The 21,153-nt window shown below is 44.8% G+C and carries 16 protein-coding genes; 4 read left to right on the forward strand and 12 right to left on the reverse strand.

Going from position 1 to position 21,153, the window contains the following annotated elements; all coding sequences use genetic code 11:
* Window positions 1–40: 40 nt before the first annotated feature.
* Both GT360_RS12480 and nagB read left to right on the forward strand, forming a co-directional pair.
* Entirely contained in the window at window positions 41–1,795 is a 1,755-nt protein-coding gene (locus GT360_RS12480; RefSeq protein ID WP_164649186.1) for a lysophospholipid acyltransferase family protein, read from the forward strand.
* Between the two features lie 229 nt (window positions 1,796–2,024).
* Window positions 2,025–2,825, forward strand: a complete 801-nt coding sequence (nagB, locus tag GT360_RS12485) for a glucosamine-6-phosphate deaminase (protein WP_164649187.1) — start codon at window positions 2,025–2,027, stop codon at window positions 2,823–2,825.
* Window positions 2,826–2,894: 69 nt separating this feature from the next.
* On the opposite strand, the gene GT360_RS12490 is transcribed toward nagB, so the two are convergent.
* The 3 genes from GT360_RS12490 to GT360_RS12500 all read right to left on the reverse strand — a co-directional run bounded on the left by GT360_RS12490 (window position 2,895) and on the right by GT360_RS12500 (window position 6,705).
* Window positions 2,895–3,431 carry an MltR family transcriptional regulator gene (locus GT360_RS12490; protein WP_164649188.1) on the reverse strand — a complete coding sequence of 179 codons (537 nt, stop codon included), beginning with the start codon at window positions 3,429–3,431 and terminating at the stop codon, window positions 2,895–2,897.
* Window positions 3,432–3,521: 90 nt separating this feature from the next.
* Window positions 3,522–4,670, reverse strand: a complete 1,149-nt coding sequence (locus tag GT360_RS12495; RefSeq protein WP_164649189.1) for a mannitol-1-phosphate 5-dehydrogenase — start codon at window positions 4,668–4,670, stop codon at window positions 3,522–3,524.
* Window positions 4,671–4,812: 142 nt separating this feature from the next.
* Window positions 4,813–6,705: a PTS mannitol transporter subunit IICBA gene (locus GT360_RS12500; RefSeq protein ID WP_164649190.1), complete on the reverse strand. Its 1,893-nt coding sequence runs from the start codon at window positions 6,703–6,705 to the stop codon at window positions 4,813–4,815.
* A 469-nt stretch (window positions 6,706–7,174) separates the two neighbouring features.
* Here GT360_RS12500 and GT360_RS12505 point away from each other — a divergent pair, with 469 nt between their 5' ends.
* Window positions 7,175–7,813, forward strand: a complete 639-nt coding sequence (locus GT360_RS12505; protein WP_164649191.1) for an HAD family hydrolase — start codon at window positions 7,175–7,177, stop codon at window positions 7,811–7,813.
* Window positions 7,814–7,926: 113 nt separating this feature from the next.
* Here GT360_RS12505 and glmS read toward each other — a convergent pair whose 3' ends face one another.
* Entirely contained in the window at window positions 7,927–9,759 is a 1,833-nt protein-coding gene (gene glmS, locus GT360_RS12510) for a glutamine--fructose-6-phosphate transaminase (isomerizing) (protein ID WP_164649192.1), read from the reverse strand.
* A 76-nt stretch (window positions 9,760–9,835) separates the two neighbouring features.
* Entirely contained in the window at window positions 9,836–10,600 is a 765-nt protein-coding gene (locus GT360_RS12515; RefSeq protein ID WP_164649193.1) for a DeoR/GlpR family DNA-binding transcription regulator, read from the reverse strand.
* A 428-nt stretch (window positions 10,601–11,028) separates the two neighbouring features.
* Here GT360_RS12515 and pykF point away from each other — a divergent pair, with 428 nt between their 5' ends.
* Window positions 11,029–12,441 carry a pyruvate kinase PykF gene (pykF, locus tag GT360_RS12520; RefSeq protein WP_164649194.1) on the forward strand — a complete coding sequence of 471 codons (1,413 nt, stop codon included), beginning with the start codon at window positions 11,029–11,031 and terminating at the stop codon, window positions 12,439–12,441.
* A 96-nt stretch (window positions 12,442–12,537) separates the two neighbouring features.
* On the opposite strand, the gene GT360_RS12525 is transcribed toward pykF, so the two are convergent.
* The 7 genes from GT360_RS12525 to rraB form a co-directional block, all read right to left on the reverse strand.
* Window positions 12,538–14,421: a sensor domain-containing diguanylate cyclase gene (locus GT360_RS12525; RefSeq protein ID WP_164649195.1), complete on the reverse strand. Its 1,884-nt coding sequence runs from the start codon at window positions 14,419–14,421 to the stop codon at window positions 12,538–12,540.
* A gap of 149 nt (window positions 14,422–14,570) precedes the next feature.
* A complete protein-coding gene (locus GT360_RS12530; RefSeq protein ID WP_239502553.1) occupies window positions 14,571–15,281 on the reverse strand; it encodes an SIMPL domain-containing protein in 711 nt (236 codons plus the stop codon).
* Window positions 15,282–15,472: 191 nt separating this feature from the next.
* Window positions 15,473–16,339, reverse strand: coding sequence for a small-conductance mechanosensitive channel MscS (gene mscS, locus GT360_RS12535; RefSeq protein ID WP_164649196.1), 867 nt, complete (start codon window positions 16,337–16,339; stop codon window positions 15,473–15,475).
* Between the two features lie 317 nt (window positions 16,340–16,656).
* Window positions 16,657–17,733 (reverse strand): class II fructose-bisphosphate aldolase, encoded by a 1,077-nt coding sequence (fbaA, locus tag GT360_RS12540; RefSeq protein WP_164649197.1) that lies wholly within the window; start codon window positions 17,731–17,733, stop codon window positions 16,657–16,659.
* Window positions 17,734–17,885: 152 nt separating this feature from the next.
* Window positions 17,886–19,046 carry a phosphoglycerate kinase gene (locus tag GT360_RS12545; RefSeq protein WP_164649198.1) on the reverse strand — a complete coding sequence of 387 codons (1,161 nt, stop codon included), beginning with the start codon at window positions 19,044–19,046 and terminating at the stop codon, window positions 17,886–17,888.
* 138 nt (window positions 19,047–19,184) lie between these two features.
* Window positions 19,185–20,219 carry an erythrose-4-phosphate dehydrogenase gene (gene epd / locus GT360_RS12550; RefSeq protein WP_164649199.1) on the reverse strand — a complete coding sequence of 345 codons (1,035 nt, stop codon included), beginning with the start codon at window positions 20,217–20,219 and terminating at the stop codon, window positions 19,185–19,187.
* Window positions 20,220–20,424: 205 nt separating this feature from the next.
* Complete coding sequence (gene rraB / locus GT360_RS12555; protein WP_164649200.1) at window positions 20,425–20,835, reverse strand: ribonuclease E inhibitor RraB; 411 nt, start codon at window positions 20,833–20,835, stop codon at window positions 20,425–20,427.
* Window positions 20,836–21,153 lie beyond the last annotated feature (318 nt).

Below are 21,153 nucleotides of genomic sequence, written 5' to 3' on the forward strand. Positions count from 1 at the left end.
CTAATTTGGAGAAAAAAGCACCGTTGAATGGATATACACAATGAGAAATAGCCCCTTTCGCTTACCAAGAAAAACCCCGTTTGGTATTGGTGAGAATGTTGCTGAATGGGCGACGGGCTTGAGCAAGCTCGACCAGCTTTACGCACAGCGCCCAGTAAACTGCTCCACGCAAGAGTTTCTTCGATTTGCTTTGGAGTCACTGGGGATCAGCTACCAGATCGAAAGCGGTCAGCTAAACTCGGTACCAAAGTCAGGGGCAACCGTTGTTATCGCCAACCATCCTTTAGGTGGCATTGAAGGCGTCATATTGGCGGAGCTACTTTTGATGGTTCGCCCTGACGTAAAAATTCTTGCCAATCAATACCTCAAACTGGTCCCTGAGCTCAGCTCGTTGTTTATTGGAGTGGATGTACTAGAGCAAGATCAAACCAAACGCGCTAACGCCTCTGCGCTGCGCATCGCCAACCAGCATCTAGCAGAGCAAGGACTGCTTCTGATCTTTCCCGCAGGAGAAGTTTCTCACCCAACCCAGCGTGATCTTTCGTTGGTCGAAGACAAGGACTGGCACCGCTCTGTCGCCTCCTTAGTCAAGCGCAATAAAGCCACAACGGTTCCATTCTTTATCCATGGGCACAACTCCAAACCTTTTTATGCGGCAGGAAAGATCCACCCTATGCTGCGCACACTGATGCTAGGAAGAGAGTTACTCAACAAAAAACAGCACCCAATTAAACTCGCTGTCGGCCAACCGATTAAAGCAAAAGAACTGCTTAGTCTTGATGATAAACAAGCCGTACACTATCTGCGCCTCAATACCTACTTACTGCGTCATCAAGCCCAGCACAGAAAAGTCCAACATCAACAAATCAGCAAGTTAGAGCCCATTGCGCCAGCAAAGCCACAACATTTGGTGCTTGAGGAGCTAAAAGCACTGCGCGAGCAAGCTTTGCTGCTCAGTAGCGGGCAATACAGTGTGTACTGCGCAACCTATGAGGAAATTCCACACTTAATGCACGAAATTGGTCGCATGCGAGAAATGAATTTCCGTGCAGTGGGTGAAGGCACTGGAAAAGCGATCGACATTGATCGCTTTGATCAAGACTATTTGCATCTTTTTGTCTGGGACAATGATAACCAATCACTGGTCGGAGCCTATCGACTGGGTCTCGTCGACAAGATCATGGCGACCCGAGGGCTCAAGGGACTGTATTCTCGTACACTGTTTGATTACCAACAGAATTTCATTGAGCGCATCGGACAGAATCATTCGATTGAGATGGGACGCTCAGTGATCGCGAAAGAGTACCAAAAGAGCATGAGTGCCCTTCTGCTTCTCTGGAAAGGCATCGCGACCTTTGTGGCGCGTAACCCACAATACACACACCTGTTTGGTCCTGTCTCCATCAGCGACGAGTACAACGACACGGCAAAGCAGCTTCTCACCGAAGCACTTTCAATGCATCATTACGATAAAGAGTGTGCCTGTCTCGTAAAGCCACTGAACCCATTCACTAAACAAAGCCACGACTGGAAGGCCGAACTATTGACTTCCCTCGTCGACCTGCAACTTCTATCACGTGTGATTGCTCGTATCGACTCTGGCAAAGGTGTACCCGTATTATTGCGCCAATATTTGGGCTTAAATGGAAAACTGGTGAGCTTTAATGTCGACCCTGACTTCAATGATGCCTTAGATGGTTTAATTGTGGTGGACCTCACCAAAGTGGACCATAAAACTCTTGCTCGCTATATGGATAGCGAATCTGCCAAAGCCTACCTATCCATGCACGCTTAGACTACCCTGTATTAAACCAGCCATTCTCTCAATGGCTGGTTTTCCCTATCAGCACTTTATCTTTTCTAAAAAATAACTCAGAAAAAAGCACTGATTTTTAAGCATACCCTTAGCTGGAGATCATAAATCACTCAAATTTTGATCTAAAACACTAGCGAGTTTTTGATTCTTATTTTACAATGCAAATTAACTAATAGATGCAAGACTACTTCAGATAGGAAATTGACCGATGAGACTGATTCCTCTTCAAAATGCAGAACAAGTGGGCAAATGGGCGGCACGCCACATTGCAGATAAAATCAATAAGTTCAACCCAACTGCAGATAAACCGTTCGTACTCGGTCTGCCTACAGGTGGCACGCCTCTGAGCACATATAAAGAACTGATTTCACTATACAACGCTGGCTACGTTAGCTTTAAACATGTTGTGACTTTCAACATGGACGAGTATGTAGGTATTGACCCAAATCACCCAGAGTCATACCGTTCATTTATGTACAACAACTTCTTCAACCATGTTGATATTCAAGAAGAGAACATCAACCTACTTGACGGGTTGGCTGATGACATCGATGCGCACTGTGCGGCTTACGAAGAGAAGATCAAATCTTACGGCAAGATCAACCTCTTCATGGGTGGTGTGGGTATTGATGGTCACATCGCTTTCAATGAGCCTGGCTCTTCTTTGCAGTCTCGCACACGTATCAAGACGCTGACTGAAGATACTCGCATTGCGAACTCTCGCTTCTTTGACAACGACATCAACCAAGTGCCTAAATTCGCACTAACGATTGGTGTAGCGACTCTGCTTGATGCACAAGAAGTCATGATCCTCTCTTTAGGTCACAACAAGGCTCAGGCCCTACAAATGGCGATTGAAGGTTCAATCAACCACATGTGGACAGTGACAGCGCTGCAAATGCACCCTAAGGCAATCATTGTTGCTGACGAAGCTGCGCAACAAGAGCTAAAAGTGAAGACGGTGAAGTACTTCTCTGAGCTAGAAGCCGAGAATATCAAAGGTCTATAAGCTTCATTGCTCAACGGATAATAAAAAACCGCTTCTCGTGAAGCGGTTTTTTATGTCTAGTAGTTAACTCTATGATGTCAGTGCGTTCTCTTTACCCAAGCTCTGGATTAAGCTGGTGACCGCCAAGACAATGGTTGAACGTACTTTTTGAAAATGACGAATAAGGAACATCTCTTTGAGTTCATCCGACAAACCTTCCACTTGTTCTGGCGAGTAGATAATCGGCATGGTCTGTTTGATTGCTTGCACTCGATTAAGCTCAAACAAAATGTTCTCATCACAGAAATCGACCACACCCTCTTGCACTTTCACCCACGCTTTCAAGGTGACGAAGATCTCTATATCGTCATAGGTCTCTTTATCTAGTACGCCAAGGCCGAGCAGCAACTTGGCACGAATCATAATATCACCCAGAGGACCATCAGAAGTTAACAACGGGTCGACCACAAACTTCACCGAGTAGTCATCTTTTTGGAAAATATTTTGTAATAGCGCATCCACCATATCTTCAAGTGCATCATAGGCACATAGCAAACACTCTCCCGCATCTGTTGACTCGGCAAGTGCTTCTAGCAATTCGGTTTCATGGCTACTGTGTATTGACATTGTTACATCGCAGAAAATAAGGTTATTTACTATAATTTTGTTTTCTTCCCAAAATGGGAAAGTGCCACTGATGTGGCACTTTTTCTAAGATCACTTCAGTGCAAGGTAGGCTTGCTCGGCTAGTGTAACAACTTCATCGTTACTATTCAGCCCTGAATAGTGCGCAAGAGTTGCGGCAAATCCCTTTTCTGCAAACATTGACTGCAGTTCAACCGCCTGTGGGTCATCCTCATTTTTATAATGGAATGCGGCGGCGATACCTTTGATGAGATGAGCATTTGGCAAACCGTATTCCAGCGTGCCGTTCAGTGGTTTGATCAAACGGTCTTGCGGACTCAGTTTACGAATTGGCTGACGACCAACGCGGTCAACTTCATCACGAAGGAATGGGTTCGCAAAACGCCCCAAAATCTTCTGGATGTACGCCGCATGCGCTTCAGGGTCGAAACCATAGCGCTTAATCAGTACTGCACCACTCTCTTCCATCGCTGCTGTCACTTCTGCACGAATGGCGTCATCTTCAATCGACTCTTTAATCGTTTCATGACCCGCGAGTACACCAAGATAAGCGGTGATTAAGTGACCTGTATTCAACGTAAACAGCTTACGCTCTACGAATGCCATTAGGTTGTCAGTGCACTCCATACCGGGAATGTTTGGAATCTCACCTTTAAACTGAGTCTGATCGACAATCCACTCACTGAACGTCTCAACCGTGACCGCTAGAGGATCTGTTTCACCCGCTTCTGCTGGAGGTACAATGCGATCGACCGCCGAATCAACAAACCCTATATTTGCCTCAGCAAATGCCTTCATTTCCTCTGACAAATGCTCATATACCGCTTCTTTTAGCTGGCTAGTACCACGTACCATATTCTCAGCGGCAATGATGTTCATTGGTGCCGAATTGTTTGCCGCTGCACGTTTCTCGATGCCTTGTGCAACTGACTTAGAAATAATTTTTAGAACGGTCGGACCGACTGCCGTTGTAACAATGTCTGATTCCGCAATGCAATCGACGACTGCGTCCGTTGCCGAGTTTACCGCTGTCACATTACTTACGGTTTCAACCACACACTGCTCACCAACCACTTTCACTTGATACTCATTGCGCTTTTGTAGTTCAGAGACGACAGTTTCATTAACGTCAGCGAATGTAACCTTAATGCCAGCATCCGATAACAGTTTGCCAATAAAGCCACGACCGATATTACCTGCACCAAAATGTAACGCTTTCATAATTATTAACCTTTATATGTTGAATCTATATAGCTGACTGCTCGACATCTCACAAAGCAGTAACCTATAAAGACTGATTCGAAAAAGGAGGCCAGCAGGGGGAAACTGACCTCATTCACTCAGGAGCTAGACTCGAAGCCTATTAACTGTTGAGAATTTGTAGAACATCTTCTGGGTTAGTCGTGTTCTGTAAGCGCTCAACTGCTTCTTCATCATCAAGTGAATTTGTAATCGCCATCAATACCATGTTGTGCTCGTCACCTTGGGCTGCAATGCCGATAACCATCTTGGCGATATCATCTTCCTCTTCACCCCATTGGATACCCTCTGGGTACTGACAGAAGACGATGCCGGTTTTCTGCACGTACTGCTTAGCTTCAATCGTCCCGTGCGGTACCGCGATTGATTCGCCAAGGTAAGTGGATACCAACTCTTCACGAGCGAACATGCCATCAACATATTCCGGAGAAACGTTGCCAAGTTTAACCAGTTGCTCACCAGCAAACTTGATCGCCTCTTCTTTGTTCTTTGCCTCTAGACCAAGGAAAACACTCTCTTTGGTTAGAGAAAGTTTGCTGTCTTCCTCTTGAACTGTTACCTCTACAGCCTGTTGAACTGGCGAACTTGCTGCACCACTTTGTGCCTCAGCGAGCTCCGCAACCAACTTGTCGTAGACAGAGCCGTCTAAAAAGTTACTTAGCGAGATGTGCATAGCACCCGGCACAGTACTGCGAGCACGGTCTGTGAGATCTTTGTGTGTAATCACTACCTGCGAGTCTGCCGGTAGGTTGTTGATCGCATGGTTAGTGACAAAGATATCTAGACCTGCGGCTTCTACTTTCTTACGCAGTAGACCTGCACCCATTGCACTTGAACCCATACCTGCATCACACGCAACATAGACCGCTTTCACTTCTGCTAGGTTCACATCTGCGCCCGATACTGCACCTTTAGAAGAGGCCTTCATGTCTTTCATTTGCGCAGAGGCTTTCTCTAGTGAGTCTTCATCATCCGTTTGCGATGTTGTTTTAAGTAGAACCGAAGCAACTAAGAATGAGGTGACCGTTGCTGCCACAACGGACAAGATAACGCCAATGTACGCACCTTTAGGTGTCATCAATAGAATCGCAAAGATAGAACCAGGCGACGCTGGAGAGATAAGGCCCGAGCTAAATAGAACGTTGGTGAATACACCTGCCATACCACCAGCAATAACCGCTAGGATTAGACGGGGGTTCATCAGAACATAAGGGAAGTAAATTTCGTGAATACCACCCAAGAAGTGGATAATTGAGGCACCTGCCGCTGACTGTTTTGCACTGCCTTTGCCAAACACCATATAAGCAAGCAGAAGACCAAGACCTGGGCCAGGGTTTGCCTCAATCAAGAAGAAGATAGATTTACCAATCTCTTCAGACTGTTGGATACCGAGTGGAGAGAAAATACCGTGGTTAATCGCATTGTTGAGGAATAGAATTTTCGCGGGCTCAACGAAGATTGATGCCAAAGGAAGCAAGCCCGCCTCGACCATCGCATTAACACCAGCAGCAAGGCCATTTGATAGCACTTTAACCGCAGGACCGATCAGGAAGAAAGCGATAATGGCGCAGATCATACCAATGATACCGGCAGAGAAGTTGTTCACCAACATCTCAAAACCGCTCTTCACTTTACCGTGCACCGATTCGTCAAACTTCTTGATTGCTAGACCACCAAGAGGACCAACAATCATCGCCCCCATGAACATCGGGATATCAGTACCGACAATCACACCCATTGTCGTAATCGCACCAACAACGGCACCACGATCACCACCGACCATTTTACCACCGGTGTAACCGATCAATAGCGGCAGCAAGTAAGTGATCATTGGACCAACAAGTGCAGCTAGGGTTTCATTTGGCAACCAACCCGTAGGGATGAATAGCGCGGTGATAAAACCCCAAGCGATAAATGCGCCGATATTGGGCATTACCATGTTGGAGAGAAAACGACCAAAGTTCTGCACTTTGATCTTTGCTTCTGGTGATAACATAGGGGACCTCGGTTTTATTATTAGGTGGCTAAATGCCAAAGTGTGTTTCTTCAAAAGTTGCTAAAAATGTATCACAACATTTCAAAAACACACCAAAGCCAACCAAAACGGGATGTAGATCACCTTTGAATATCCATACAAATAAATTATGCGTGACCCTGATCACATAAACACCCTGTCAGTAAATTACATCACTCACTAAATGATAATGATTATCACTTATATAAGATATAGATCACATTTAGTGCAAATGCACCCCCTAAATAGTTAGTGATTAGGATCACGTATTTGAGATCAACATTACTATCGATTTTATTTCATAGCGTGAAATATACACTACAGAGCTCAAATACTAAGCAACTAGTACGGAAACATATTGATATGTAATTAAATTACACTCTGTATTCTAGAGTATTGAGCGCATTGATATGATTAAATGGGATACGATCACATCAGTATCGGAGCGAGTATGATTCAAGCGGTTTTATTTGACATGGATGGGCTCATTTTTGACACAGAGTCCGTGTACAAAAAGAGTTGGCAATATGCAGCACGCGAGCAAGAGTTAAGTATTAGCGATGATTTTTATCAACACTTCATCGGCGTTCAAGACCCGGAATGTGAAAGAATGCTCGTCGAGCACTTCCCCAACCACTTTGACCTAGAACGATTTCGCCAAGTGCGTGATAAACACTTCTCCAAGTTACGTGCAAACGGAATCGCAATGAAGCCAGGGTTTGCTCCACTATTCACAGCAATCAAGGAGAAAGGACTGGCTACGGCGATTGTGACTTCCTCCCACCTCCCAGAAGTGAAGCATAACTTTGCAGCCACCTCATACCTGCCTAAGTTTGATTTAGTCATCACAGCAGAAGATGTAGAAAGGGGTAAGCCACACCCAGACTGCTATCAGATGGCCTACCAACGCCTAGGGTATAAAGATAAAGAGTGTATGGTGCTGGAAGATTCAAATAATGGCATACGCTCAGCACTTGCCGCGGGCTGTCAAGCTGTGATGATTCCAGACCTATTGCCACCAAGCCCTGAACTTGTTGAGCGTACAACCATCCTTAGATCGTTGGATGAAGTCATCTCTCTACTTCCATAACACAACCCCATCAATTTCAGATATAAAAAAGCCTCCCATCGCTTTTGGCACATGGGAGGCTAAATACTCTTACATCTGATGACTGAACTTAAAGATCAACCATAAACAATTGATTATTCAACAGTTACTGCTTTTGCAAGGTTACGAGGCTGGTCAACGTCTGTACCCTTAATCAATGCAACGTGGTACGACAGAAGCTGCATTGGAACTGTGTAGAAGATCGGTGCAGTGATTTCATCCACGTGTGGCATCTTGATGATCTTCATGTTCTCATCACCTTCAAAACCAGCATCCACATCAGCGAATACGTACAGTAGGCCACCACGAGCACGCACTTCTTCAACGTTCGACTTCAACTTCTCTAGAAGATCGTTGCTTGGTGCAATCACAACCACTGGCATATCTGCATCGATAAGTGCAAGTGGGCCGTGTTTTAGCTCACCTGCTGCGTAAGCTTCAGCGTGGATGTATGAGATCTCTTTGAGTTTTAGAGACGCTTCCATCGCGATTGGGTAGTACTCGCCACGCCCCAAGAATAGCGTGTGGTGCTTGTCTGCAAAATCAGGTGCTAGCGCTTCAATCTCTTTATCAAATGCCAGAGCTTGCTCAATCGCAGATGGCAACTTGTGCAGTGATTTCACAATCTCAGCTTCGCGGGCTTCATCAACACGACCTTGTAGGCGGCCGATAGAAACCACCATCATTAGCATTGCGGCTAGCTGAGTAGTGAATGCTTTGGTTGACGCTACGCCGATTTCTGTACCGGCACGAGTCATGAAGGCAAAGTCAGATTCACGAACCAGTGAAGAACCAGCAACGTTACAGATCGTCATTGCTGCCATGTAGCCTTTCTCTTTTGCAAGACGAAGTGCGGCCAGCGTATCAGCTGTTTCACCTGATTGAGAAAGCGTCACCAGCAGGCTGTTTGGACGTACAACGAAATCACGGTAGCGGAACTCCGATGCAATCTCGACATCACAGCTAACGCCAGCGATAGATTCAAACCAGTAGCGAGCTGCCATGCCTGAGTTGTAAGACGTACCACATGCGATGATTTGAACATGATCCACTTTGCTTAGGATCTCTTCTGCGTTTACACCAATTGCATTCGTAATCACATTAGTGTCAGAGATACGGCCTTCCATTGTATTGATCAATGCTGTTGGCTGCTCGAAGATCTCTTTTTGCATGAAGTGACGGTATTTACCTTTATCACCTGCATCGTGTTCTGCATTTGATTCTACGATTTCGCGCTCTACTGCATTGCCTTGTGCGTCAAAGACTTTGACTTCACGGCGAGTGATTTCAGCTACGTCACCCTCTTCTAGGTACATAAAGCGGCGAGTCACACTCAACAGAGCAAGTTGGTCAGAGGCTAGGAAGTTCTCACCCACACCAAAACCGATAACGATTGGGCTACCAGAGCGCGCAACCACGATACGTGATGGGTCTTTGCGATCAACCGCTACGGTGCCGTATGCACCCTCAAGTTGCGTTGCGGTTTTCTGCAGTGCTTCAAGCAAAGTTTCTGAAGTGCGCAGTTCCCACTCAACAAGGTGAGCAATCACTTCTGTATCGGTTTGAGATTCGAAAACGTAACCACGGCCTTGCAGCATTTCACGCAGCTCTTCGTGGTTTTCGATGATACCGTTGTGTACGACCGCGATATCACCAGACATGTGTGGGTGAGCGTTGATCTCAGAAGGCTCGCCGTGCGTTGCCCAGCGAGTGTGTGCGATACCTGTACCACCCACAACTTTCGCTTCATCAACCGCGTCAGCTAACTCTTGTACTTTACCCAGACGACGAACACGAGTCAGGTTGCTTTCACTATCAACGACAGCAACACCCGCTGAATCGTAGCCACGGTATTCAAGACGACGTAAACCTTCTACAAGAATCTCAGCGACATCACGTTGAGCGACTGCTCCAACTATTCCACACATAACGTTACTCCAAAATAATAGGATTTCTCATTCACAGGCAGCAAGCAAAAAGGCTCACGAATGAGTTAAATTAAAATTAGTGGGCGCAAACAACCTTTACGCCTTTGTTTTCGATAGCTTCGCGTTGCTCTGGGCTAATATCTTGATCGGTAATCAAGACATCAATCTCTTGCCACGCAAGCTCTAAATTTGGGATTTTTCGGCCGATTTTCTCAGACTCAATCATGACAATCACTTCACGCGCAACATCGGCCATAACTTGACTCAAACCGACCAACTCATTGAACGTGGTTGTTCCGCGTTCGAGGTCGATGCCATCGGCACCAATGAAAAGCTGATCAAAGTCGTAAGAGCGTAATACTGATTCCGCAACCTGGCCTTGAAAAGACTCTGAGTGAGGATCCCAAGTTCCACCTGTCATTAGAAGTGTAGGTTCATTTTCCAATTCATTCAGGGCATTAGCGACCATCAATGAGTTAGTCATCACAACTAGGCCACGTTTTGTTGATAACTGCTCAATTAAAGCACCTGTTGTGCTCCCGCTATCAATCAAAATGCGATTGTGATCACGAATCAAACCCGCAGCGGCTTGAGCCAGCGCTACCTTTCGAGTCGAAACATTTTTCGTCAATTCTTCGGTCACCACTTCTTTCGGCAAAGCAATCGCGCCACCATAACGACGTAACAACTGACCGTTTTTTTCTAGTGAAGCAAGATCCTTACGAATCGTGACCTCTGACGTTTCAAACAGTGCGGATAACTCTTCAACGCTCACTTCGCCCTTCTCATTCACAAGGTTGGAAATCGCGTGTCTACGCATCTGTGTGTTTCGTTTCGACATCTTATCTCTAGCACTAAGTTTCAAATCGAAAGTGAGTATAGACCAAACGAAACTTAACCGTCTATTTATTTCGAAGTAAAAAATAAAAAAATCAGGCCAAAACCTTGTCCTAAGACAAGTTATGATCGTGAAATTTGTCGCTTTCAGTGTTAGAATTCGCGCACCAAAAGAAAATTTATTACAGAATTTGTCTCAATTTATGCCTTTTATCGACATTATTAAGGGATAAATAGAAAGAATCTTTCATTTATTCGAAATGAAACAGTCATAAAATGACTAAAGTAGATGAAAGACTTTCAATTAAAAATTGTAGGTATCAGAGATGATATTGAAGAGGAAATGAGCACATTTCCCCGTGTTATCACCTACACTTCAGGCTGACTGTTTAACTTTCAAATTGTAACAATACTTACCGGAGAGTATTTTCCATGAAAAAGACCAAAATCGTATGTACGATTGGCCCTAAAACTGAATCTGTAGAGAAGCTAACTGAACTAGTAAACGCAGGCATGAACGTTATGCGTCTTAACTTCTCTCACGGTAACTTCGAAGAGCACGCTGCACGTATCGCAAACTACCGTGAAGTTATGACTAACGTTGGTAAGCAACTAGCTATCCTTCTAGACACTAAAGGTCCAGAAATCCGTACTATCAAACTAGAAGACGGCAACGACGTTGATCTAGTAGCTGGTCAAGAATTTACTTTCACTACAGACGCATCTGTAGTTGGTAACAAAGACGTTGTAGCAGTTACTTACGCTGGTTTCGCTAAAGACCTATCAGCTGGTAACACTATCCTTGTTGATGACGGCCTAATCGAAATGGAAGTTATCGCGACCACTGAAACTGAAGTTAAGTGTAAAGTTCTTAACAACGGTGCTCTAGGCGAAAACAAAGGTGTTAACCTTCCTGGCGTATCTGTACAGCTTCCAGCACTTTCTGAGAAAGACAAAGCTGACCTTAAGTTCGGTTGTGAGCAAGGCGTTGACTTCGTTGCAGCATCTTTCATCCGTAAAGCAGCAGACGTTAAAGAAATCCGTGAGCTTCTAGACGCGAACGGCGGCGAAAGCATCCACATCATCTCTAAAATCGAAAACCAAGAAGGCGTTGACAACTTTGACGAGATTCTTGAGCTTTCTGACGGCATCATGGTTGCTCGTGGCGACCTAGGTGTTGAAATCCCAGCTGAAGAAGTAATCTTCGCTCAGAAGATGATGATCGAGAAGTGTAACCGTGCACGTAAGACGGTTATCACTGCAACTCAAATGCTTGATTCTATGATCAACAACCCACGTCCAACTCGTGCAGAAGCGGGTGACGTTGCGAACGCAATCATGGACGGTACTGATGCTGTAATGCTTTCTGGTGAAACTGCGAAAGGTAAATACCCAGTTGAGTCAGTAGCTATCATGGCTCAAATTGCTAACCGTACAGACGGCGCACTTAAAGCTGAACTAGGCTCTCGTCTAGACAGCCCACGCCTACGTATCACTGAAGCAGTATGTAAAGGTGCAGTAGACACAGCTGAGAAACTAGCTGCTCCACTAATCATCGTTGCTACAGAAGGCGGTAAGTCTGCACGCTCAGTACGTAAGTACTTCCCATCTGCAAGCATCGTTGCTCTAACAACTAACGCTAAGACTGCTGCACAGCTAGTTCTTACTAAAGGTGTTCGTCCAGTTCTAGTTGATTCTATCGACAGCACTGATGAGTTCTACAAAAACGGTAAAGAGTACGCTCTTGAGTCTGGTTTTGGTAAGAAAGGCGACATCGTTGTTATGGTATCTGGCGCACTAGTTGCTTCAGGCACAACTAACACGGCTTCTGTTCACGTACTATAATTCGTCGAACAACAAGCAAAGAAAAAGAGAGCCTCGGCTCTCTTTTTTTATGTCTATGAAATAGAGAATTAAATCGCTTACTAACCGCCGCCGCTATTAGAGGTAATCTTGAGCGCTCAAACAGCGTGAAACTCGATTTCTGCCGTTCTCTTTTGATTGATACAAAGCGATGTCGGCCCACTTGTATGAACGATCTTTGTCGCCTGTCATATCGGTATAACCCGCACTGATCGTCACATCAATGTCCTGACTATCTGCGACGGCCACTAAAATGCGCTCTAATACGTGTTGAGCTTCATCTAAGGTTGTATGAGGCATTAGCAGAGCGAACTCCTCTCCGCCAATCCGTGCAACGAAATCCGTTGTGCGAAGACTATCGGTGAGAATTTTTCCCACAACACGAATAGTTCTGTCACCTTCGTCATGACCTTTGTCATCATTCACTCGTTTGAAGTGATCAATGTCGATTAACGCCAAACATGAGGGTTGTTTATCTTTGTATCGCTCCGCGATTGAAGCCGCACGCCCCAGTTCCTGCTCAAACTTACGACGGTTCCATAGACCCGTTAAGTCATCAAGCTCGCTCAATGCTCTTAGACGCTCTTCAAGCTGTTTACGTTCACTGATATCTACAAAGGAGATAATATTGTACTTAAGATCTCCCAAAGGGGAGTAATCAGGCTGGATACGAGTAATCACAGATACTGAATCGCCATTATACTTATAGAGTAATAGCTCCCCTTCCCAAAACTTCTTAGTCTTTACTTCACTATTAATCGCTTCGATAATCGCATGGCTATCCTTGCCCAAGAGTCTAACGAGCATGTCTTTATCTGTAACAACACTGCTCTCATAACCTGTCAAGATACTAAACTCTTTGTTCACTAAAATCGCTTTATTATTCTTATCAGTAATGAGCACGGCAGACATACCATTCAAAGCAGCACGAGCGAGTTTGCCATCCATATCTCGCTTGTAGTAATACGCTAATGTAAAGGCGATCGGGAGCAGAATGATGAGCAGCAGCATTAATACAAATATGGCTTCTTGAACTAAGTCACCGAGCCCTTGCTCTGCACGCCCTTCCAATTCATCCGGCGGCATCTGAATCACAGCATACAGTGCGCGCTCAGGCAAAATTCCGATAAAGGTGAATACCGATAGCGTACCATCTTCGAAGTAATAGCCTCTCGGACTGTCTGTCATCTTTTGCCAAACCGTCGGGTTCATGGTAGCAAAGTTAAAGTGACTGCGACCGGGCAATACCTCTCCGAACAACATATGCTCTTTTTGTCCCGCAACATAATAACCGGTATATGAGATGAGATCGGCGGCAAGTGTAGGGTCGGGAGAGTATGTCACCATGTCAGACAAAAAACTCACATCAAAATCAATTACTAAGTAACCCACTCGTTTACCTAGAGTAGAGACTGGAGTCATGATTTTCATTACGGGTCTAACCGGAGAGTCCACCATTCCCAAAGGAGGGTCTTCAAATTCTATTTGCCACGTACCAAATTGATTATCGTGTAAAGACTGTACATAACCAAAAAAGTCTTTATCTGAGAGATTTCGATAACTTGTCGACGCGCTAGCCTGATCATTCTCTCGATCATAGGTCACTTTGATGACCTCCTGCCCTGCTAAATCGATCGCTCGAATCGAGCGATACCACTTTTGCCCTGCGGCAACCGATGCCCAGACTTGCTCGAGAACCTTCTTCATCTCTTCACTCGGCTGCAAGATGTAATCGTACATACTTTGATTTTCGGCAAGAAGACGCGATGAAGAGACCAAACGTTCATTTAGCAGATAGTACTCACGCTCAATGTAATCGAGCTGACCTTGGGCTTCTGTAATCGCTCGCTCGATATTTTCAGCTTGGCTGTCGTGATAGCGGTGGAAATAGTGGCCAAACAACACACCAATCAAAATCAGGAGAATAATGGTAGAAGAAGCGATAATACGGAGGGGCTTCACTCAATCTCTCTCTATAGTTAATAATGCAAGCTCGCCCCAATAGGGGCGAGCTTTAAAATTTATAGTCTCAACCACTTACTATAACATTAGACCAACAAACGCCTTAATAGTGAAAACATAATCTCTAATAAAATTAATCAAAAAATAGACTATTGACTGGAGAGCTTAAACACCACATCAACTTTATCCCTAATTACAATTGCCTTATCCATATAAGAATTTGATTCCCCAACACTATCCATGGCCACAGCACGCATCACTCTAGGCTGATCTTGCTGATAGCGAATCTCCCATACTTGCTCAACTCGCTGATCAAACCCTTTCGCCAACGATGTTGCCTTGCTTTGTGCATCTTTAATGGCGAGTTCGAGCGCCTGCTGCTTGTAACTATCGTATTGCGTCGTTTGTAGTTTGACACTATCGACTCGGTTGATGCCTGACTGCATCGCCAAATCAAGATAACTGTTGAGCTTCTCAAGCTCCAAAACCGTCAGTGTAATGGTGCGTGTCGCTCGGTAACCTTCTAGCTCAGGTTGCGCATCTTTAGGGTATCGATATTGTGGTGCAATATGTAAGTTTGAGCTGTTTATCTGCTGACGCTCAACCCCCTTCTCTTGAGCTTGTTGGACAAAGTGACTTACCGACTGGTCAACTTTACTTTTTGCCTGCTCCGCGGTTTTTGCGATCATTTCAACTCGTACAGAAACCAAAGCACTGTCTGGTGAGACCGATATTTCGCCATAGCCACTGGTACTAATATTTGGAAAGTCTAGCCCAGATGCAAAACTCGTTAGCGGCAAACTCAACCCAAACGTCAGCGCGGCGACTAATCGAAGGGTGGAAGTTGTTCTTTTCATCATTTCGATTCCTTACTCATTGCCATTTAAAACTGTGAGCCTAAAGCCAGCATAGCCAAATGACTCTACCTACAACAAGATAAGACCCACAAACTGACATAAAGTTTACCTATCTCATATCTCAAAGTAAGGTGGCTCAGAAACTAAAAAAGCGAGGCTCCTAAGCCTCGCTTTCAGTATCATCAGGTTAAAGACTAGGCTTCAACCTTGTTTAGATGCACATCCATTTGTGGGAATGGAATTTCGATACCTGCGGCATCAAGTGCTTCTTTGATGGCCTGCTGTGAATCAAAGAACACATCCCAGTAATCCGCGGTTTTACACCATGGGCGAACCACAAAGTTGACTGATGAATCGGCTAGTGCAAGCACACCGATGGTCATATCTGGTTCTTTGAGAATACGCTCATCTTTCTCTAACGTTTCGCGAATCACTTTCTTGGTGAGTTGCAGATCTGAGCTGTAGGAGACACCAATCACCATATCTACACGACGAGTATTGTGGCGAGAATAGTTCGTTATTGGGCCATTGATGACGGATGCATTTGGTACGACTACCATTTTGTTATCTGGTGTCTTAAGTACCGTTTGGAAAATCTGGATAGATTCAACCGAACCCGCTACACCACCAATTTCAACATAGTCGCCTGACTTAAATGGACGAAATGCAACGATTAAGACACCAGCCGCAAAGTTTGACAATGAACCTTGCAAAGCAAGACCAACAGCAAGACCGGCTGCACCAATAACAGCGACGACTGAGGCGGTTTGTACCCCTACTCGACCCAATGCCGCAATAAGAACAATCACGAAGAGTAGATAGCGAACTAAACCATGAACAAACTCGATAACAGCCTTGTCCATTTTCTTCTTCTCTAGCACTTTTGAGACGCTATTTGCGACTGCTTTAACGATGATATTACCGATAAAGAGGATCAGCAGTGCAGAGAGAATGTTCACTCCGTATTGAATCAATAGATCGCTATTGTTCGTTAACCATTTTTCAGCCTCTACGACTCCATCCACGAGCGGAGTTTCGATGCCTGTTGATTCTGTTGACATAGTTAATCCTTAAAATATCTAACCTAAATGTCCCTGTGTCTTAGATAGAAATATAAGAGCACAAAAAAGTACTCGCGGTTGGTTGTCATGACTTCTTATGAAACCATGCGAAATACTCACTCTTTTCGAGCGGCGGAATTTTATCAGTAACCGCCTAAAAAACAGCTCTTTATTGAATTAATTTCACTATTTTCTTACAGCCTAAGCAACTTCTTGACGAGTTTCCATACCTTTGTTGTGATTTCGTTAATAAATTAACTCAAGGTATAAAAAAACCCGCTCAAAGAGCGGGTTTCAAAAACGGTTTGAGTACTAAATTATAGTACGTCTACTGCGTTTAGGTCAGCGAATGCTTTCTCTAGGCGAGCAACCATTGAAGCTTGACCAGCACGTAGCCATACGCGTGGATCGTAGTACTTCTTGTTTGGCGCATCTTCACCAGTAGGGTTACCGATTTGACCTTGTAGGAAGTCACGGTTTTCAGCTTCGTATGCACGAACGCCGTCCCATGTAGCCCACTGTGTATCAGTATCGATGTTCATTTTGATAACACCGTAGCCGATAGACTCTTGGATTTCTGCTTCAGTAGAACCAGAACCACCGTGGAATACGAAGTTTAGAGCGTTAGGTGCAATACCGAACTTCTCTGCACAGTATGCTTGAGAATCACGTAGGATAGTTGGAGTTAGAACAACGTTACCTGGCTTGTAAACACCGTGTACGTTACCGAAAGAAGCTGCGATAGTGAAGCGGTGTGAAACAGCGCTTAGTTTCTCGTATGCGTAAGCAACGTCTTCTGGAGAAGTGTAAAGCTCAGATGCGTCCATATCAGAGTTATCAACGCCGTCTTCTTCACCACCAGTACAACCAAGTTCGATCTCGATTGTCATGTTCATTTTAGCCATGCGCTCTAGGTACTTAGCACATACTTCAATGTTCTCTTCTAGCGACTCTTCAGAAAGGTCTAGCATGTGAGAAGAGAATAGTGGCTTACCAGTTTGAGCGAAGAACTCTTCACCCGCGTCTAGTAGACCGTCGATCCATGGAAGAAGTTTCTTAGCAGCGTGGTCAGTGTGTAGGATAACTGGAACACCGTAAGCTTCAGCTACAGCGTGAACATATTTAGCACCCGCTACAGCACCAAGGATTTGAGCACCTTGACCTTCAAGTTTAACGCCTTTACCAGCGAAGAAAGCTGCACCGCCGTTTGAAAACTGAACAACAACTGGAGACTTAACTTTAGCTGCTGCTTCTAGTACTGCGTTTACAGAGTCAGTACCAACAACGTTTACTGCAGGAAGAGCAAATTTGTTTTCTTTAGCTACTTCAAATACTTTCTGTACGTCGTCGCCAGAGATAACACCTGGTTTTACGAAATCGAAGATCTTAGACATGGAATTAATCCTATATATTCTGTCGTTTAAAATTAACTGTTACGTTTAAATTTTTGCAAACGTTTGCTCACAACACGTCGAATTCTAGCAGAAATCATTTAGGCGTGCAGCAAACAGAAAAGCGGGAGAGCAACTCCCCCGCTTTTACAAAATTACTTAGCGCGCTCTTCTAGCATCGCTACTGCTGGAAGTACTTTACCTTCAACAAACTCAAGGAAAGCACCGCCGCCTGTTGAGATGTAAGATACGTCAGCTTTGATACCGAACTTGTCGATAGCCGCTAGCGTGTCACCACCACCTGCTACAGAGAAGCCTGCAGACTCTGCGATTGCTTTAGAGATGCCTGCTGTACCTGCTTCGAAGTTCTTAAATTCGAATACGCCTACAGGGCCGTTCCAAAGGATAGTTTTCGCGTTACCGATGATTTCTGCTAGAGCAGCAGTTGAATCTGGACCTAGGTCGAAAATCATATCGTCGTCAGCAACTTCAGAAACGTGCTTGATTTCAGCTTCAGCGTTCTCATCGAATGCTTTTGCACATGCAACGTCAGTTGCTACTGGGATAGAACACTCTTTCATTAGCTTCTGAGCTGTTTCAACTAGGTCTGCTTCGTATAGAGACTTACCTACGTTGTGGCCTTCAGCAGCGATGAACGTGTTAGCGATACCACCACCAACAACAAGTTGGTCCGCAACTTTAGATAGAGACTCAAGAACAGTCAGTTTCGTTGATACTTTAGAACCACCAACGATAGCCACTAGTGGGCGCTCTGGGTTGTCCATTGCTTTACCTAGTGCTTCAAGTTCCGCAGCAAGTAGAGGACCTGCACATGCTACTGGTGCGTTCATGCCAACACCGTGAGTAGACGCTTGAGCACGGTGAGCCGTACCGAATGCATCCATTACGAATACGTCACATAGTGCAGCGTATGCTTTAGATAGCTCTTCTTCGTTCTTCTTCTCACCTTTGTTGAAGCGAACGTTTTCAAGAACAACAAGCTCACCAGCGTTTAGCTCTAGACCGTTTAGGTAGTCTTTCGCTAGTTTAACGTCACAATCAAGAGCGTCATTTAGGTAGTTAACAACAGGTTGTAGAGAGAACTCTTCTGCGTACTCGCCTTCCGTTGGACGGCCTAGGTGAGAAGTCACCATTACTTTAGCGCCAGCTTCTAGACACATTTTGATCGTAGGAAGTGATGCAAGAATACGTGCATCTGAAGTTACTTTGCCATCTTTCACTGGAACGTTAAGGTCAGCACGGATGAATACGCGTTTACCTGCTAGATCCAGGTCAGTCATCTTGATTACAGACATGGTTTGTCCTCTCAACTTAATAATTAATGTTTGTTAAGCCCGGCATCCGGCCGAGCTCGTTAATCCTTCAAACTAGTAACAAATATGGAGACGTTATATTTATTTTCAAGTGAAAAATAAATATTTCTCTCGGTCCCCTTATTCGCTCTTGTCTGATGCTTGCATTGCCAGTGCTGTATCCAGCATTCGGTTGGCAAAGCCCCATTCGTTATCGCACCAGACGAGCATCTTGACGAGATGCCCATTGCTCACTCTTGTTTGTGTTCCATCGACGATCGCACTGTGGGGATCATGATTAAAATCGATGGAAACGAGCGGCGCTTCAGTATAGTCAACGATACCCCGTAATGTACACCGAGAGGCATTCACAATGGTTTGATTTACGTCATTAACTTTCACATTTGTATTAATTGTGACACTTAAGTCCATCGCAGTTACATTTACTGTCGGTACACGAACAGAAATTGCCTCAAACTTGTTAGAAAATTTCGGAAAAATTCTTTCAATTCCTTTGTGCAATTTTGTGTCGACAGGAATGATGGACTGACTCGCTGAACGAGTACGACGTAGATCGGTGTGGTATGCATCAATGACCTGTTGGTCGTTCATTGACGAATGGATAGTGGTAATGGTGCCAGAATCGATGCCAAACGCATCATCAAGCGCTTGAATGATGGGCACGATACAATTAGTGGTACACGAGCCGTTCGACACTACTTTATGTTCTGCACGCAGAGTATCTTGGTTGACACCATAGATAATGGTGTTGTCTAAATCTTGGCTGCCCGGGTGTGAAAATAAGACTTTCTCAGCACCCGCTTGGATGTGCTGTTGGCCATCCGCTTGTGAGCCGAATACACCCGTACAATCGAGTACGATATCGACACCCAAATCGCGCCATGGCAGCAGTTCAATCTCTGCTAGATGAAGAATGCGAATAGAGTCGTATTCACCAGACTCATGATGAACATAGATATGCTCTTGGTCGTTGGTGATTCGTTTATGGAAACGCCCATGACTGGTGTCGTATTGAAGGAGGTGCGCCATCGCATCCGGCTGTGCCAGTTCATTGACCGCCACCACCTGAATTTGCTGGTGTTTACTGCTTTCGTAGACCGCACGCAATACATTACGTCCAATACGGCCAAATCCATTAATGGCAACTCTCAGCATCGCCGATTCCAATCACGTCATTTTTAGTGGGGCAAATATTAACTCATTCAGCAGTTATACCCAAGTAATGAGACCCAGTTCACTATACGAATCCGCTTTGTGATCTGGCTCATTTTTCAATGATGTGACCTGTGAGGCATTTTGTTGATGCACAATGCAAACAAAAAGACCGAGCATTTGCTCGGCCTTCACCAGACAATCCGAATTACTCTTCGTCGTCTTCTTCTGGGTAGATAGCATCTTCACCCTCGTAGTACGTACCCCAACCGTCGTAGATGATGTCGTACTTCTCAGCAAGGTGAACCAGCTTTTCAACTTGAGCATCAATGGAATCAGCATCCAGTGCCGATTCCATTGTTGCATCACAGCAAAGCAGCTTGTTGCCATCTTCGTCTTCTGTCTCTTCTGCTTCTAGTACTTCAAAGCCCATTTTGAACGCTTCAACAACTGCTTTTTCTAGCTTGTCGAAGTCTTCTGCAAATAGGTGGTGCTCGATGTCGTACAGGGAGTCAGGATCGCTACCATCTTCAAGCAGTGCTTGAATGATATCGCGGGTCTCTTCTTTCTGAAATTCAATCAATTCTTCAACAGACATGTATTCATCTTCTTGAGACATATTAAGGGACTCCAGGGTCGATAAGTGATGGTTTGAGATTTCGTGGAAATATGGCACGGATCCTTATTAAATGCCAGATCTTCGCGTATAAATCGCCTGCAAACGGCCAATTAACAACATTTAGATAACATTTATTGCGCGTGTGATGATTCAGTGTTTTGTGATAAGCCCACACAATATGAGAAGTGACGAGAACTGCTTTAGTATGGCAAATGAACGCATAGGGCAGTAAATAGAGTGATTTCACTCGCATAAGCAGTCACATTATCTCGTTTGTAACAAATTAATCCAATCAACATTTTATATTGATATTGAAGA

Source organism: Vibrio astriarenae, from assembly GCF_010587385.1.
Lineage (GTDB): Bacteria > Pseudomonadota > Gammaproteobacteria > Enterobacterales > Vibrionaceae > Vibrio > Vibrio astriarenae.

Excerpts from the sequence above, each read along its gene's own strand:
- GT360_RS12480 (WP_164649186.1), top strand. The coding sequence starts at position 41 with ATGAGAAATAGCCCCTTTCGCTTACCAAGAAAAACCCCGTTTGGTATT.
- nagB (WP_164649187.1), top strand. The coding sequence starts at position 2,025 with ATGAGACTGATTCCTCTTCAAAATGCAGAACAAGTGGGCAAATGGGCG.
- GT360_RS12490 (WP_164649188.1), bottom strand. The coding sequence starts at position 3,431 with ATGTCAATACACAGTAGCCATGAAACCGAATTGCTAGAAGCACTTGCC.
- GT360_RS12495 (WP_164649189.1), bottom strand. The coding sequence starts at position 4,670 with ATGAAAGCGTTACATTTTGGTGCAGGTAATATCGGTCGTGGCTTTATT.
- GT360_RS12500 (WP_164649190.1), bottom strand. The coding sequence starts at position 6,705 with ATGTTATCACCAGAAGCAAAGATCAAAGTGCAGAACTTTGGTCGTTTT.
- GT360_RS12505 (WP_164649191.1), top strand. The coding sequence starts at position 7,175 with ATGATTCAAGCGGTTTTATTTGACATGGATGGGCTCATTTTTGACACA.
- glmS (WP_164649192.1), bottom strand. The coding sequence starts at position 9,759 with ATGTGTGGAATAGTTGGAGCAGTCGCTCAACGTGATGTCGCTGAGATT.
- GT360_RS12515 (WP_164649193.1), bottom strand. The coding sequence starts at position 10,600 with ATGTCGAAACGAAACACACAGATGCGTAGACACGCGATTTCCAACCTT.
- pykF (WP_164649194.1), top strand. The coding sequence starts at position 11,029 with ATGAAAAAGACCAAAATCGTATGTACGATTGGCCCTAAAACTGAATCT.
- GT360_RS12530 (WP_239502553.1), bottom strand. The coding sequence starts at position 15,281 with ATGATGAAAAGAACAACTTCCACCCTTCGATTAGTCGCCGCGCTGACG.
- mscS (WP_164649196.1), bottom strand. The coding sequence starts at position 16,339 with ATGTCAACAGAATCAACAGGCATCGAAACTCCGCTCGTGGATGGAGTC.
- fbaA (WP_164649197.1), bottom strand. The coding sequence starts at position 17,733 with ATGTCTAAGATCTTCGATTTCGTAAAACCAGGTGTTATCTCTGGCGAC.
- GT360_RS12545 (WP_164649198.1), bottom strand. The coding sequence starts at position 19,046 with ATGTCTGTAATCAAGATGACTGACCTGGATCTAGCAGGTAAACGCGTA.
- epd (WP_164649199.1), bottom strand. The coding sequence starts at position 20,219 with ATGCTGAGAGTTGCCATTAATGGATTTGGCCGTATTGGACGTAATGTA.
- rraB (WP_164649200.1), bottom strand. The coding sequence starts at position 20,835 with ATGTCTCAAGAAGATGAATACATGTCTGTTGAAGAATTGATTGAATTT.